The sequence below is a fragment of the Sodalis glossinidius str. 'morsitans' genome, from assembly GCF_000010085.1.
GTDB classification, from domain to species: domain Bacteria; phylum Pseudomonadota; class Gammaproteobacteria; order Enterobacterales; family Enterobacteriaceae; genus Sodalis; species Sodalis glossinidius.
On sequence record NC_007712.1, the window covers coordinates 1,201,620 to 1,215,080 of the forward strand.

Consider the following 13,461-nt stretch of genomic DNA (forward strand, 5'->3'; position numbering starts at 1 on the left):
TTTAGTCGCCAGAACCAGGCAACGTTATAGAATCGTCGTCTGAGACTGCCAGGTTCTGGGCACCGGTAAAAAAACCCACGATGATCATCGAAGCGACAAACACATCATGTAGCGCTAGCTGTTGTGCCGAGGAGCGGGGTATCCCCGTCAGTTCAGGCAGATAAGACAGAGCTGAACGCGTATCCAACCGCATATCGCCTCGTTCAGAGTAACTAAAAGGAATGCCGTATTTTTCAACCTGATCAAACGTGGGTTCCTGAATTTCCAGGACGGTGACTTTGTTATTGTGTACCTGAATCGGCTTACTCAGTACTATTGATTTCATTGATAAAATCCTTCGTCTCCGTGAAATTCCATCTCGACCGTGCCTTCGTCAGCATTATGTGAAGATTCACCGGATAGCCACGCGCCTGACAATACATAGACCATACCGTTAGCTAATTCAGCGGTAATGGTCATTTCATCTGCTGTAGTGAGTTTTTCTATCGGAAAACTTCGCTCAACTTTAAATTCTGCCTTGATATAAGGCGCACGATGCGTTTCCTTGTAATGCACACTGCCATCAATACCCACAAGGTCTTCTCGGATAACCGTATTCATCGGCACTTCTACACTGCCATTCAGTGAGAGTTGTTGGCCGTCCACCTTAAAATAGCAGGTGCCACCTATTTTTCTTTTGCCCGTCATCACACCACCTCACCCTGGTTATATTGCAGCCTGAATTGATTCGCCAACGCAAATACCCGCAGTTGATTGATATAATCCGCAGGAAAGACCACATCAATTCGATTGGGGTCATTGGCGTTGCGCTCAACGATGAGATGTTGACGAAAAGCGTCAAAATTTTCGACAATCCCTTCATTTTCCAACTGGCGATACACCGCACAGAGTTCACCCTTGATCACGGCTGGCGTAACGATCGCTTGCCCTGCCCCGAATCGGGTACCATCATCAGCCAGTTTTTGCCGCCCGTACTTGCTGGTGATCACCGACTTCAATCGCCGCAAAATATAAGCGCTGGTATAGAGTGTTTCACTGTCCAGATAGCTGTTATCGGCCACGCCGTAACTGTTTTTCTGGTAGGTCGTCACATCACGCTGAATGCGTAATACGCCGCCTTCGACATTGGCGGTAGCGATACCGTGTGAAAGCAGGGATTGCTGCTCTGTCAAGGTGAAGCGTTTGCCCGACGGTGCGGGTAACACCCCGTTTAACTCGCCCGTGTGGGTCGGTCTGGCGGGATCATTACGCAAAAATATCGCGCACCGTGCCAGTCTTGCCGCGACCAGTTCATCCAGCGCAGTTTGTGTCGCTTTCTCATAGCCTGCAATGGTGAGATGCGGATCATTAAAGGTGTCGCCAAAAGCGACCAGTTCACCGACCGTCGCTTTTTTTGCGGTATAAACATGACCGTATAACCGTTGATAAGGACTCCAGCGACCGTTCGTGTCGTTCATCTCCGCGCTCATCTTTTGCAAAGAGGCAGTATCAGAGAAAGGCAGCCCAATAAAATCAAATAATAAGTCACCCATTGCGCTGATAACGCTATCCATATCGGGAGAGCCAGCACCGCCACTCATGGCAGTAATGGTAATATTAAGACCGTGAGGCGTATTCTCACCGCCTGTCGGCGAATAATAGTTCATCATCAAGGGAATATCGTTGCCGGTTAACCCTTTATGTTTTGCCGTCAAGCTGATTTTGTCAGCATCTATAGTCGCGGTGACGGGTAAGTCCTCGTTATCGTTAATGGCCTTGCCAAGCGCGGCAGCAACCGTATTCGCCGTATCCGATTTCTTGACGGCAGCTAAAATACGTTGATTGCCGATATAGAGAGTGACGACACCAGAGTCGGTTGCTGTCCCGCTAATCGTGATGTCTCCTTTTGCTTCAGTGCCCATTGTTTCAGGTACGGCAATGACAAACAGTTCACCGACAGCATCAATTCGGCGATACGCTTGCACCATGCGGTGCAACTGGCTGCCACGACCGGCTAATTGTTGTATCATTTCTGCCGAGGGCATGATCATCGGTGAATTCAAGGTCATTTGTGCAGTGGGTAGTGCATGCCCAATAAGCAGTGCGGGGCCGCTGGCTTGCAACGTATTGGCAGCGCTGTTATCCATTTCGGGATAGAAACCAGGCACTCGCAGATTAGCGTTCACGGTATTAAAGCTAATGGTCATTCCTGCGTCTCCTCTTTAGCTTTTTTTAATTTAGTTTTTGCGGTATCAGACGTCTCTTGCACGATTGGGGAGGTATAGAATTGACTCACTTCCTCAATATCATCGTCCTGTTTTCTTCTGATCCAAAAAAGCGTTTTTTGAACCTGCAAACCTTCTTCGGGCAGATATTCCCCAAAATATTCTTGGGTATCGCGCATATATTGCGGAATAGGCACCTTTCGCCCGTGCTTAGGCTTAATAAAAACAATTTCAGGTTGGGTACCCATCATTTTATCTTCATCTCCAAATGCGCGTTTACACTGCTTGCTTGTTCGTTTAGATCAATAGCAACGGTATGCAAATCGGGTAAATTTTTCAGGTCAGCATCGTGGCGGGTATCTTCGGCGTTGATGTCTGTTTCAGTATTAAATTTAAACAGGTAATGATATTCAGCGCGGTTTGAATCGGCTTCCTCCGCGCCGGCATAATTAATTGCACCACAACCCGGCTCTGGCTGCCAACCCAGTAATGCCCGCCAGATTTCAGACCTGACTTCATTTAATGTGTCGACAGAGGGATATTGTCCCTTTTGATTACGTGCATTATTTAAAATCACCACGACATAAAAACTTTCGGTTAATGATTGCCAATAATCCGTTTGTGACCGTTGTTCACCGACAACATCTTCTCCTGGAATAACGTAAGCAGCGGGTAAAGCCAGTTTGCCGCAATCCGGTAAATCCTCATATTGAGAGACACTGCCCACTCTGTTTTCAAAACGGGGGCACAAGGTTCGTAATGCCGCAATAATGGGACTAAGTTTCATGATTCTTTCCTTTTCTTCGCTCTGCCCGCAGTGATTGACGCAGTGCTCTCTTTAGCGTGTAGTTCGTCCAGCTTTTCAGCTGCGTTAACGTGGCGACCATGTAATTTTGACGTTTTTCAATACGCCAACCACCGCGTTGGTGGTGACGTTTTTGGCGTTTGTGCTGTTTAGACATACCACGAGAAGCGCTACGTACCCCGTAATGCAGAAAAACAGGATAAAAATCGCCTTCAATCGGTTTACTGCCGACACCGCGTTTCTGATTGGGGGCGATCTTAACCATTAACCCGGGTCGGCGTGATGTCGCTTTCGGAACGTAATAACCAATAGATCGCGCTAATCGCCCGGTTTGCCACCGTGGGGTTTCACCAGGTCGTGAACGGCCACCCCGCTTCATCAGTTGACGACGTGCTGCTTTAAGATGCATTTGACCGACTTTCACAAAAGCACGACGGATCCTTGCGCGATTAAAGACAAATTCTTTGGGTTGATGAAAATCAATATGGAGATTATCCAAAATCATTTCCCCTTTCTGGTTGACTGCTCATTTCTTCACAGGAAAAAGACAGAAACCGCCCCGCACTGTGGATATCAGTAACGCCCCGTATGAGATAGACGACACCGTTAATTACCGCCTGATCACTTGAGTAAAGCGATTGTCTGTATCTCACAATGATTTTATGCGTGATGGTTTTGTTGATTTGAAAAGAATGGAGGCGAAGTGTGTCACTCACGGGGATCAATTTTCCCCAGACGGTATGCTCGTCTTGATTTGCTGCCTGTATCCCGCTGCCGCCTATCGGTTCATCCTGTCGCGTATAAAACAACACGCGCTTATTTAACTCTCTGGGATCGGGGAAACGGGAATACGGTCTGCTATAATGCGGTTTCATAGTCCGCTCAGCCTGTAGTCATCAACTAAAAACTTAAAAAACGGAAAAATAGACCACTGTTCCATATCGGATATACCCCCACGATGCTCATATAACCCCGTCACCAATAGCAACATCCCCTGAATAATCGCCGCATTGATAACCAGGCCGTGAGGGTCAGTTTCAGGCACGGATTCTTTGTAGAGATTACGGTTAAGATGTGCGATGGTTTTTTGCTCTACGGCAGCGATATAATTCTCAAGCAGTACATCTTCACTGTTATCGCCTAATTCAATTCTGCATTGTCGCTTGACCTGTTCTTTGTCAATAAACATGTTGGTTTATTTCCAGTAAAAAATGGCCTACCCATGTAGGCCATTGTGTTTAACGTTGATTACTCTCCGTTATTCCCACCTTTTCCCGCGCCACCTGAAACCTCTATCTTGGTTAAGTCACCTTTGATAAAGGCTTCAGGGCGGTAAACCGCGAGCGCCAGACGCTCTTCGCAACGAATCGAAATCATATTCTTTTCAAAATCATCGGTATTCTCGGTACTGATCACCACGCTTGCTTCTTCACGGTCAAACAGTTGCGCACCTAGATTGAAAGCCCCCACCAGGAATTTATCTTTAAACTCAGCGGCTTCTGTGACGACAACGGGTAAGCCCCACAAAGTCGGCGTAGTCAGGGCTGCCGGATTGGAGAGGAGATAACGCCCCAGCGTATCCTTGATAAGTTCAATCTGTGCCCAGTTGGTAAAGTGCAACACATGGCCTGTCGCGGGGATCCGTGCCAGTTGCGCTTGTAGCATGGCAAGCCGCAGATCATCGATCGCGGTTCGATGTGCTGGTTTTAATTCTGCTTTGAATGCAGTGGCTTGAGTAAAGATCCCGTTAAGGTTTGAGCCGGTACCGTCACCGAAGAGAATTTGCTGCTCTTCAACGTATTTCAGGCCATAACGTAGCTCCATATCGATAAGGGAGGCCAGTTGCGAAAAGTCATCCAGAATTTGCTTGGAGGCTTTAAACATATGGGCAATCGTGCGAACGGGGACTGTTGCCTCTTCAAATTCAATCGTGCTATAGGGCTTGGCGGTATTTTCCGCGACAGTCTTGGCATTATTGGTAAATCCTTTCTGCTTCACGTAATAAATCGTGTTACTTTGCGTCTTTCCACTGGCAATCAAATCACGAATAAACAACCGTTGCTTCGGCTTGGTCAAGATGTCTGCTTGACGGTCGGGGGCGACAATCGTTCCTGTGACATCCGATGAAATAAGTGCGGCGTTAATCGGGGCTATTACTCGTTTACTGGATTCCATGCCCGAGCCTAAAGCCTGCACTACCTCCATGCCAACCACCTGTTGACCAATAGAACTCACCACGTTCAACGCATTAGCCACAGGCATTTGGGCAAGATGTTGTTCAACTTCGCCTACCTGGGCTTTCAGGGTTTTTTCTGCTTCGCGTAAGGTGTTCAGTTCGACCGCCATTTTATCAACGGCCGCTTTGGTTTCAGCGGAAAGCTCACCCGATTTTTGCGCTTCCTTCAGGGCTTTCTCTGCCTGGGCGCTATATTTGCTGCTGGCTTCTTCGATAGAAGCCATTATTTTCTTAAGCATTTCATTAATATCAGACATATTGTCTCCAGTTTAATAGGGTATCGACACCAGACGACGCAAGGCATTATCCAGTTGTGTCAAGGTCTCGGAAGAAACATCAGGGGTAGCGGACAGCGTACCGTGAGAGGGCGTGACAGCGCTCGGCATATCACCCCGTAAAGCTTTAAATAATCGTCGACGTTCAGCGCGAGGTGTATTGGTTTTCGCCAACAGTGCATCCAGTTTTCTCAGTGCGGCGGTAGGCGAATCGTTATCCTGTTGTGTGCTATCAGCGGGCAGGAAGGCATCCGCAAACCCTTTCTCCACCGCTTCGCCGCCATTAATCCAGGTTTCATTATCCATCATCGCGGTGATCGTCTTTTCATCCATGCCGGTTCTGGCGACGTAAACATCCCGCATGGCAAAATCAAAGGGGGTCATTTTTTCGGCAATGTCGGCAAAGTCATGGCGATTACCGACGGCCATCCCTCAGGTGTTGTGGATCATCAGGAAAGCACTGCGCCCGATTTGTATCTCATCGCCTGACATGGCAATGATTGAAGCCGCAGAAGCTGCTAATCCCAATATTTTCACGGTGACTTTGCCCGCGTATTCACGGAGTTGATTGAAGATAGTCAGCCCTTCAAACAGATCGCCACCCGGCGAATTGATATTGACGGTAATATCTTTACCTTCCAATGAACGCAATATTGCGCCAATTCGTTTAGCGGTGATCCCTTCACCTGCCCAATCCTGCCCAATCCTGCCCAATCCTGCCCAATCGTCTCAAATATCGATAGCGTATTATCATCCTGGCTTGATGCCCTGATGCTGCTGTTCCATTTTGCCAATGCTGACGGTGAAATTTCATTGGTCATTTTCGGACAGGGAAAAACCGCCGGTAATACCGGAAGTGCACTTTTTTTCATCGGGAAAAACTCCAGTTATTCTGTTTCTTGCGGGGTGCCAGTCGGGTGATGAGATGAGGATTTTTCAGGAAATAACCAGGCATTTAGAGCCGCTCGCACTTTTTCGCCGTCATTCTCCTGCCCCAGTTGATCGAGGGGCGTCAGGTTCAACTGAACGGTATACAGGTCTCCGCCCTCAATCGGCGGCAGATTTTCCAGTCTCCTCACATCATTGCGACTCATCCAGCCATTTTGTAGCGCAGTAGTGTAATAGGCTGCTCTACCCGTGCTATCGGTTCTGAGCAGTCCTTCAACAGAAAATTCTGCAAAATAATCCTCGTCATTATCCAGCAGACAGCGGGCGATTTCCTGTTCAATATTGACCAGTAAGGGCCGTAATGTATTGGTCAAGAAAATCAGGTTCATCCCTTCCACGCTAGAAGCCCAACTGCTTTGTTTCGTAATATGACCGACCATAAACGGTGGAACGCGATACCAACGGCAGATTTCTTCGATGCTATGATCGCGGCTTTCCAACATTTGTGAGGTTTGTGGATCGAGGGTGATACCATTAAATTTCATTCCGGCTTCCAGCAGCATGACTTTGCCGGTATTTTCTGAGCCAGCAAAGTTTTCAAGATGCTTATTAAATCTTTCACGTTGTTCTTCTGACAACAACTTATCGAACGAGATAAAACCGGATGCCGACATGCCTTTCTGGAAATATCGCGCTGCCGTCGTTTCGAGCGACATTGCCGAGCCAAACACCTCACGACCCGTTTTCAACGGCATCATGCCGCAAATGCCGTCTAATCCGAACCCCCGTATGTGCATCATGTCATTATCTGCAATAACTCGCGGTTTTAATGAGGAATAACCCGGTTTGGTGTCGTTGGTATAGTGGTATTCCAGTCGCCCGTTATCACGTCGTTTAACGGTGATGTATTGGGGTAATAGTGGGACGAGGGAGACCAGACGCTGACCGACCTTCTTTTTTTCAACAAAGGCATTACCACGTAAACACAAGCTAGCAACAATCATTTGGATAAAACGCGAAGGTGTCATTTCCAGGTTAGGACGACGACACAAGACAGGATAAGCAGGGTGTTGCTGTGCGAGGCTGCGTGAACCATCCGACTTACGGTGATAGAGTTTGAGCGGTAACGTGGATATTGATTCACTCAACAGACGCACACACGCCCAGACCGCAGAAAGTTGCAGGACTTTATCCGTTGTCACCACTTGCCCACTCTTACTCTGGCTATAGTCATGAAACGATGACAGCGTATCGGTTAAATTCTGTGGCACCCCTAGCCAGTTGAGCACCGCGCTTTTAATTTTACCGGGAGATTGATGTTTTTTCACTACAGTCCTACCATAATCGGATTTGTTAAAAAGCCATCCAGATCGCCGGTTTCTTCTTCAAGCACCTCGGCGGCTCCGATTGCCATCGCCAGTGCTACCACACCGTCAATACGGCCGTTGCTGCGGCGTTTGCTAAAAACACGATTGCCGTTTTTATCTTCTTCAATAACCGTATTCGCGGCGTTCCAACGTAGGCAGGGGTTGAAATCAATACGTAATTCGCCACCGAGAAGACGCTGCTCAAACAATTCAATGGATCGCGGCATCCAAAGTCCGGATTGTTTCGATTTGCCGAAGCCTTGTCCGTGCGGCGTTAATAGCGTATTCACCCCTTCGTTTTCCAGTTCTGGCCGTAAATAATCAATATGATACGCATCGTAGGCAATACGATTGAGGGTATATCGTGCGGATAATTCCGCTATCCGTTGGGCAACAAAACCCAGATTAATCGCATTCCCTGGCGGGGCGTTAAGATAACCCGCTCGCAACCAGGTATCGTAAGGCACTCTGTCGACCCTGGCACGTTCCAGTAAGGTGTCTTTCGGTGTCCAGAACTCGACATAAGCCACTTTTTCTTCCGGCCAATAAAGCGCCAGCGCCGTTAAATCCTGCTTGCCGGATAAATCCAGGCCACCGTAGCAGGGTGAGTTTGCCAGCGACGCTAAATCCAGCGAGGTTTTCTCACACGCCATCCAGCTATCACTATTAATCCAGGGATTCTCGGCATCGACCCACTGACAGAAATTGAGACGACGAACCAGGCTCTCTTTGGCTGGCATACCACGGGCTTGCGTGACTTGCTCCTGTAGATAGCGTTCGCTGAACGTATGCCCTAATGAGGGATTCGCTTTTTTCCAACAACCGCTATCTTTAAAGGGGTCATCGCCTTCGTCCAGCGAACAGATAAATGCGAAAAAGCTATAATCTTCAATGCTGCCCTCTGCCACTTTACGGCCGTATTCGTGATAGTCGTAACACACACTGGTTTTGTTATGGCCGCTATTGGTGATCATGAAAATCAAGGCCTGTTGGCGGCCTTTTGTGCCCGCCCGCATCATTTCAACGACCTGATTACTTTTGTGTTCGTGAATTTCGTCAATCAAGGCACAGTGAGGACGCGGGCCGGATTGCCCATCATCAGCACTGATAGGCCGGAAAAAAGCACGAGCCTGTAAAAAAGCCAGATTCCATTCCTTACCCGCCCCACCGGATTTCTGGATACGTTCGGCCAGCTTTGGCGATTGGTCTACCATCGCGACGGCGTCACGAAACAGGATCATCGCCTGGTCTTTTTTGGTGGCAGCGGCATAGACTTCGGCTCGCGCTTCATTATCAGCAACCAGGCAATATAGCCCTATCCCCGCCGCCAGTGGCGATTTTCCCGATCCTTTTCCGGCTTCAACGTAGGCCATCCGAAAACGGCGTTGTCCTTCGTTGTTTCGCCAGCCAAAAAGGGTGCCAACGATAAAACACTGCCAAGGGAGTAAATTAAATGGCTTGCCTTCATAGATACCGCCGTTCAATTTCAATACGCTGGAAAAAAAACGGATGGCACGCTGTGCGGATCCGACATCCCACAACAGACCCCGCGTATTACCCGTCGATAAATCCCGCAAGTGACGTTGACAGGCATGACGAATATCAGGCCCGGCAATCTCCACGCCGGAAACAACTTGAGTGGCATAGTGGGTGGTCAAATCAGTGAGCGAAGAACTCGTCGAGTTCGTCCGGTTTTTTTTCTTTGTCATGCGTCCTCACCTTGGTTCTTGCGGCGGGTGTTAAGCCAAATTCAACCAGATAGCTTTTAAAGCGTTTATCCGCATCCGACAGCATCGAAACGGCTGGATTCGCCTTGATTAATACGCCGTTTTGAGAATGCACCTCAAACGTTTCACCGTTGCTCTCTATCAAGACGCGATACCGCAGGATCTCAGCGTAAATATCACACAGCCTTTCCAGTGCAAAAGCATCGGCAATCGTTAATACGCCCATGCTATTTAACAGCAGCGTTAGCCGCTCCCAGGTTTCTTTTGCCGTATTGGATAAGTGTTTTGGGGGAGGGGCTGAATAGGGTGGTGGGGTAGGCTCTGCGCTATTAAGTGGTCTTCTTCCTGGATTGCCGGTCACTAATTTTAAGGCGGTGGGTTTTGGGCGTCTTCCTGCAATAAATGTATCCATTTTGTTAGTTTTTTATAAAAATATTTATATTTCAATAATATGTGATGTTTTGTGAAATGAGATTTCATTTCGCGACTGTGCGTACAGAGGGGGCACATAGGTCAGTAAGCCCTTTTTACGGGAACTTTTAACCCACCCTCCCTATTTATTTTGTTGATACCAGTGACTATTGGGATTACTCGGCATCCCGTTTTCATCACAGCCAAAGCCTTTGTTACCTTTTTCCATTCGTTGCTTGGTTGTGTTGTGATGCTGAACGCAGAGGGGCTGCCAGTTCTTTTCATCCCAAAAACGTTTTTGTGCTGTCTTAACTTTTTCTGCTGTCTGAGCAAAGTGAAGACGGTGCGGTACAATGTGGTCAACGACGGTAGCAGGATTAATTAAATCACTTTCCAGGCACATTACGCATAATGGATTTCTGGCAAGAAAAACTCGGCGCGCTTTATCCCAGCGAGAATCGTAGAGTGTGATTTTTTTCATTTGGTATTTTAATTCACTGGTCTATTATTAAATAATATTCGCAATTCTTTTTGAATATTATTGATACAATCAGAATCAATACTTGTACAAAAGGTGTGTTTCGATTCACTCTTATTGCTTGCTCTGTATTTTTCTAGAGGAAGTACTTTTAAGTGTTTTACTCTCGATGCTGGAATAATACATTCTTTCTTTTCAAGCGTAATAAATCTTAAGAAATCATATGTTATTGTTGGCGCACACATCGACAGATATTCTTCTGGCATATCCGTATCTTTAAAAAAGACTTGAATTGCGTGAAAACCAACGCTCCTATATTTTCCCATATTGTTTATCCTCTAATGCTTTTATTCACAATTGGCGGCTCATGCAACGACATCCAGTGACTGGCGGTACATATTTTCTGGATACCTTGACAACAATCGGCATAGTGAAATTGGCCATTACCCAGATAAACGCCAACTAGCTGACCTTTTGTATTGTTATTATAAATAAGTACGTTATCGTCAATATCTGGCAGACGAACACGACAATCAATCCAGTTCATTTATTCTTCGCTTCCTGTTGATGAGACAAGACTACTTGCCGCACATAATCCTGCAAGCCGTTTATCTGCTCTTCCGCAATTTCGATTCGCCGTCTGAGGGTGAAATAATTTCGTTGAGCGGTGTAGTCAGTCTGGCGCGGGCTGCATCATCCAGGCTGGAGGAGGTGGCATTGGCGGACACATTGGAACAGGTTGCTTTGACGTGCAACCGGCGACGACCAGTAGCCACATCGCGCTCAAGCTGGGTAATAAGTTTCTTATCATGTTCAAGTGCTTTGGTGTGTTGTGTATCCAGCGCTGAGATGGTCTGCATTTGATGGCTTAACTGCTCAAATGCAACCTGTTGTTTTTCCCTATCAAATACAGCAATCTTTCGTGCTTTTTCAGCGTCATAATACAGTGTCCGGTAATACAGGGTTACTCCTAACATTGAGGTCAGTAGCAAAGCGATAACAAGAGGAATTTTCCAATGCATAAGTTGTTTCCAGAAATGCCGTTATGAATGCTGATGCAACTTGCGGAACAATCGCATTCCCGTAGGCGCGCAGTCGTCCCACTCTGGAGGTAATCCCATCAGCCAGCGGGCATGCGCCGGGTTCAACTGGCCGCCACTTTTCATCCCGGCAGAAGAGCCAGTCCGCATTTCGCCAGAAGCTGTTAGTCGGCAGGGATATTTGCAGTACACTATTTCGTGTATCTGATCTTTCAGATTGGCACAGCCGCCTTTCTTCCTCGAGTTGGCTAATGCTTTCCGACTTCTCATCGGTAAGATATCCATTGTATTGGGTGTTGCCCAGCCCGTCAGCCATACCAAACGTCCTAGCTGGGATTTGATCGCTGCATTGCATTCCCTGCCATCCTTCCAGTCCCGCGCAGTGGGCGTCGGCCACCCAGTAGAGTCTCTGTCTGATGTGCGGTGCACCGAAGCCCGCAGCGCATAAATCAAGTGCTGCTGTGGTGTAGCCCGCTGCTTCTAGGTCAGTTTGTACAAGGTCGAGCCAAGAGAGTCCGTCAGGGCTTGCAACTTGCTCACCAAAGATAACGCCAGGTTTGCACTGCTGGATGAGGTGGAAGAACTCGGGCCATAAGTGTCGCTCGTCAGCAAATCCCTTTCCCTTGCCTGCCGCGCTGAAAGGTTGACAAGTGCAGCTTCCTGTCCAGACTGGCTTATTATCCGGCCATCCTGCATGACGCAATGCGTATGACCAGACACCCATTCCGGCGAAGAAATGACATTGGGTATATGACTTGAGGTCATCAGGTTTCACATCCTCTATTGAGCGTTCATCGACATCACCCTCGGCGATATGGCCAGCAACGATTAAATTACGCAGCCATTGTGCCGCGTAAGGGTCAATCTCGTTGTAATAAGCAGACAAAATGATTCCTTACCGTGCGATATAATAAGATTTATGGGGATAAATTCAGAACGGGTAATTATTTTTTTACACAAATTGCTTTTGCGTTGATGTCCTTAAAAGTCTCAAATTCCTGTTCAAACCTTTTTGCGGCAAATTGATACCTATTTTCAGTGTCAAACTCTTGTGTATGAAGGCTAGCTACGTTACTGAATGAGTAAGGACTGGCATACATAGCCAGGATTAATATCCACATGAAGTCATCCTCATTTTATTTTAATTTGAGGCTGATATTTTCCAGCCCAGACTTTGGCAACATGCAGACAATCTACAAACATCTTACCTTTTGCACTGGCGGTATTGCGGCGATAATGTTCTTTCGCTATGTCTGCACTGATCCGTGCCACAGATTGGTCATATCCTTGCTTCATCAATTCAGTTATTACATGTTTTTCAATGAATTCTAGGTTGTTCATCTTGTTTTAAATTCCTGGTATCTGGAAAATCGCCAAGATCGCATAGAAGAAGTTGAGAGAGTTTTTTCACCTGTTCTTCAACTATTGTAATTGTCTTTTTTTCTCTTCTACGCAATGCCATTAGGCTGCTACCTTTTTGACCATGCTCTGTAAAAGAATGCTTTTCAGCCAGTGCAACCCGATCTTGCATCTGCTTAATGGTGAGTTCTGTTAAACCGGACAAGTCGAGAAGGTTAATATCTTGACCACCTTCTAACTCAGTCATCCTGTCGAACACGGTGGCCTGTAATTCGTAACTGTAGCTCATAGCCATCAAACAGGCTTCACGCTTGGGGAAGCGGTAGCAAGGAAGATCACGACCGGTGCTGTCTTTGTACTGAGCAAAAAATTTTGCTGAGTGCTCGCCTAACACTTTCGGTACTTTTGTTAAAAAGCTTCTGTGTTGTAATTGTCTGTATTTCTTGCAAGGGAACGCCAATCCTTCACTTTTTGCTTTTGATGCACGGTCAGCGTTAATGTAGTCGATCATTTCAAGGCTACTCATGGTAGGTTTTTTTGATACAGGTAGTACTACAACATTTGAATATTGCATTGCGTTTTCCTTTTGAAATGAACCTTTGCCGCACAGGAAATTAGTCCATCAAGGCTCGCCAGCACTAACCGACTTCCTCAAAGGCTCATTTCAAAAG

18 protein-coding genes and 2 pseudogenes are annotated in these 13,461 nt (G+C 47.1%); all 20 read right to left on the reverse strand.

Features of this window, described 5'->3' with window-relative positions; genetic code table 11:
• Position 1 precedes the first annotated feature (1 nt).
• The 20 genes and pseudogenes from SGP1_RS06060 to SGP1_RS06150 all read right to left on the reverse strand — a co-directional run bounded on the left by SGP1_RS06060 (position 2) and on the right by SGP1_RS06150 (position 13,364).
• The gene (locus tag SGP1_RS06060; RefSeq protein WP_011410580.1) at positions 2-325 is read right to left on the reverse strand and encodes a phage tail assembly protein; all 324 of its coding nucleotides are present in this window, start codon (positions 323-325) and stop codon (positions 2-4) included.
• Positions 322-687, reverse strand: a complete 366-nt coding sequence (locus tag SGP1_RS06065; RefSeq protein WP_041866670.1) for a phage tail tube protein — start codon at positions 685-687, stop codon at positions 322-324. Before SGP1_RS06065 ends, SGP1_RS06060 begins: the two co-directional genes overlap by 4 nt.
• The gene (locus tag SGP1_RS06070) at positions 687-2,186 is read right to left on the reverse strand and encodes a phage tail sheath subtilisin-like domain-containing protein (protein ID WP_011410582.1); all 1,500 of its coding nucleotides are present in this window, start codon (positions 2,184-2,186) and stop codon (positions 687-689) included. Before SGP1_RS06070 ends, SGP1_RS06065 begins: the two co-directional genes overlap by 1 nt.
• Positions 2,183-2,455, reverse strand: a complete 273-nt coding sequence (locus tag SGP1_RS06075) for a DUF2635 domain-containing protein (RefSeq protein ID WP_041866671.1) — start codon at positions 2,453-2,455, stop codon at positions 2,183-2,185. Before SGP1_RS06075 ends, SGP1_RS06070 begins: the two co-directional genes overlap by 4 nt.
• Positions 2,452-2,991: a phage tail terminator protein gene (locus tag SGP1_RS06080; RefSeq protein ID WP_011410583.1), complete on the reverse strand. Its 540-nt coding sequence runs from the start codon at positions 2,989-2,991 to the stop codon at positions 2,452-2,454. The genes SGP1_RS06075 and SGP1_RS06080 overlap by 4 nt, the downstream gene beginning before the upstream one ends.
• On the reverse strand, positions 2,981-3,514 hold the full coding sequence (locus SGP1_RS06085) for a hypothetical protein (protein ID WP_011410584.1): 534 nt from the start codon (positions 3,512-3,514) through the stop codon (positions 2,981-2,983). The genes SGP1_RS06080 and SGP1_RS06085 overlap by 11 nt, the downstream gene beginning before the upstream one ends.
• Positions 3,501-3,884, reverse strand: coding sequence for a phage head closure protein (locus SGP1_RS06090; protein WP_041866672.1), 384 nt, complete (start codon positions 3,882-3,884; stop codon positions 3,501-3,503). Before SGP1_RS06090 ends, SGP1_RS06085 begins: the two co-directional genes overlap by 14 nt.
• Positions 3,881-4,198 (reverse strand): head-tail connector protein, encoded by a 318-nt coding sequence (locus SGP1_RS06095; protein WP_041866673.1) that lies wholly within the window; start codon positions 4,196-4,198, stop codon positions 3,881-3,883. The genes SGP1_RS06090 and SGP1_RS06095 overlap by 4 nt, the downstream gene beginning before the upstream one ends.
• Positions 4,199-4,257: 59 nt before the next feature.
• Positions 4,258-5,502: a phage major capsid protein gene (locus SGP1_RS06100; protein WP_011410585.1), complete on the reverse strand. Its 1,245-nt coding sequence runs from the start codon at positions 5,500-5,502 to the stop codon at positions 4,258-4,260.
• A gap of 12 nt (positions 5,503-5,514) precedes the next feature.
• A pseudogene (locus tag SGP1_RS06105) lies at positions 5,515-6,392 on the reverse strand (head maturation protease, ClpP-related).
• 15 nt (positions 6,393-6,407) lie between these two features.
• Positions 6,408-7,736 carry a phage portal protein gene (locus SGP1_RS06110; RefSeq protein ID WP_011410586.1) on the reverse strand — a complete coding sequence of 443 codons (1,329 nt, stop codon included), beginning with the start codon at positions 7,734-7,736 and terminating at the stop codon, positions 6,408-6,410.
• Positions 7,736-9,484: a terminase large subunit gene (locus tag SGP1_RS06115; protein WP_011410587.1), complete on the reverse strand. Its 1,749-nt coding sequence runs from the start codon at positions 9,482-9,484 to the stop codon at positions 7,736-7,738. Before SGP1_RS06115 ends, SGP1_RS06110 begins: the two co-directional genes overlap by 1 nt.
• A complete protein-coding gene (locus SGP1_RS06120) occupies positions 9,435-9,902 on the reverse strand; it encodes a phage terminase small subunit P27 family (RefSeq protein WP_041867403.1) in 468 nt (155 codons plus the stop codon). The genes SGP1_RS06115 and SGP1_RS06120 overlap by 50 nt, the downstream gene beginning before the upstream one ends.
• 153 nt (positions 9,903-10,055) lie before the next feature.
• Entirely contained in the window at positions 10,056-10,394 is a 339-nt protein-coding gene (locus tag SGP1_RS26740) for an HNH endonuclease signature motif containing protein (protein WP_011410589.1), read from the reverse strand.
• An 8-nt stretch (positions 10,395-10,402) separates the two neighbouring features.
• Positions 10,403-10,717, reverse strand: a complete 315-nt coding sequence (locus SGP1_RS29215) for a hypothetical protein (RefSeq protein WP_148203385.1) — start codon at positions 10,715-10,717, stop codon at positions 10,403-10,405.
• Between the two features lie 5 nt (positions 10,718-10,722).
• Complete coding sequence (locus SGP1_RS06130) at positions 10,723-10,938, reverse strand: DUF551 domain-containing protein (RefSeq protein ID WP_050747444.1); 216 nt, start codon at positions 10,936-10,938, stop codon at positions 10,723-10,725.
• A pseudogene (locus SGP1_RS35585) lies at positions 10,935-11,413 on the reverse strand (lysis protein). The gene SGP1_RS06130 and the pseudogene SGP1_RS35585 overlap by 4 nt, the downstream one beginning before the upstream one ends.
• The gene (locus SGP1_RS06140; RefSeq protein ID WP_011410590.1) at positions 11,328-12,317 is read right to left on the reverse strand and encodes a DNA cytosine methyltransferase; all 990 of its coding nucleotides are present in this window, start codon (positions 12,315-12,317) and stop codon (positions 11,328-11,330) included. The pseudogene SGP1_RS35585 and the gene SGP1_RS06140 overlap by 86 nt, the downstream one beginning before the upstream one ends.
• 245 nt (positions 12,318-12,562) lie before the next feature.
• A complete protein-coding gene (locus SGP1_RS06145) occupies positions 12,563-12,772 on the reverse strand; it encodes a hypothetical protein (RefSeq protein ID WP_041866674.1) in 210 nt (69 codons plus the stop codon).
• The gene (locus tag SGP1_RS06150) at positions 12,750-13,364 is read right to left on the reverse strand and encodes a Rha family transcriptional regulator (protein ID WP_050747445.1); all 615 of its coding nucleotides are present in this window, start codon (positions 13,362-13,364) and stop codon (positions 12,750-12,752) included. The genes SGP1_RS06145 and SGP1_RS06150 overlap by 23 nt, the downstream gene beginning before the upstream one ends.
• Positions 13,365-13,461 lie beyond the last annotated feature (97 nt).

Coding starts and splice junctions, on each gene's coding strand:
- SGP1_RS06060 (WP_011410580.1), bottom strand. CDS start 325: ATGAAATCAATAGTACTGAGTAAGCCGATTCAGGTACACAATAACAAA.
- SGP1_RS06065 (WP_041866670.1), bottom strand. CDS start 687: ATGACGGGCAAAAGAAAAATAGGTGGCACCTGCTATTTTAAGGTGGAC.
- SGP1_RS06070 (WP_011410582.1), bottom strand. CDS start 2,186: ATGACCATTAGCTTTAATACCGTGAACGCTAATCTGCGAGTGCCTGGT.
- SGP1_RS06075 (WP_041866671.1), bottom strand. CDS start 2,455: ATGATGGGTACCCAACCTGAAATTGTTTTTATTAAGCCTAAGCACGGG.
- SGP1_RS06080 (WP_011410583.1), bottom strand. CDS start 2,991: ATGAAACTTAGTCCCATTATTGCGGCATTACGAACCTTGTGCCCCCGT.
- SGP1_RS06085 (WP_011410584.1), bottom strand. CDS start 3,514: ATGATTTTGGATAATCTCCATATTGATTTTCATCAACCCAAAGAATTT.
- SGP1_RS06090 (WP_041866672.1), bottom strand. CDS start 3,884: ATGAAACCGCATTATAGCAGACCGTATTCCCGTTTCCCCGATCCCAGA.
- SGP1_RS06095 (WP_041866673.1), bottom strand. CDS start 4,198: ATGTTTATTGACAAAGAACAGGTCAAGCGACAATGCAGAATTGAATTA.
- SGP1_RS06100 (WP_011410585.1), bottom strand. CDS start 5,502: ATGTCTGATATTAATGAAATGCTTAAGAAAATAATGGCTTCTATCGAA.
- SGP1_RS06115 (WP_011410587.1), bottom strand. CDS start 9,484: ATGACAAAGAAAAAAAACCGGACGAACTCGACGAGTTCTTCGCTCACT.
- SGP1_RS26740 (WP_011410589.1), bottom strand. CDS start 10,394: ATGAAAAAAATCACACTCTACGATTCTCGCTGGGATAAAGCGCGCCGA.
- SGP1_RS29215 (WP_148203385.1), bottom strand. CDS start 10,717: ATGGGAAAATATAGGAGCGTTGGTTTTCACGCAATTCAAGTCTTTTTT.
- SGP1_RS06130 (WP_050747444.1), bottom strand. CDS start 10,938: ATGAACTGGATTGATTGTCGTGTTCGTCTGCCAGATATTGACGATAAC.
- SGP1_RS06145 (WP_041866674.1), bottom strand. CDS start 12,772: ATGAACAACCTAGAATTCATTGAAAAACATGTAATAACTGAATTGATG.
- SGP1_RS06150 (WP_050747445.1), bottom strand. CDS start 13,364: ATGCAATATTCAAATGTTGTAGTACTACCTGTATCAAAAAAACCTACC.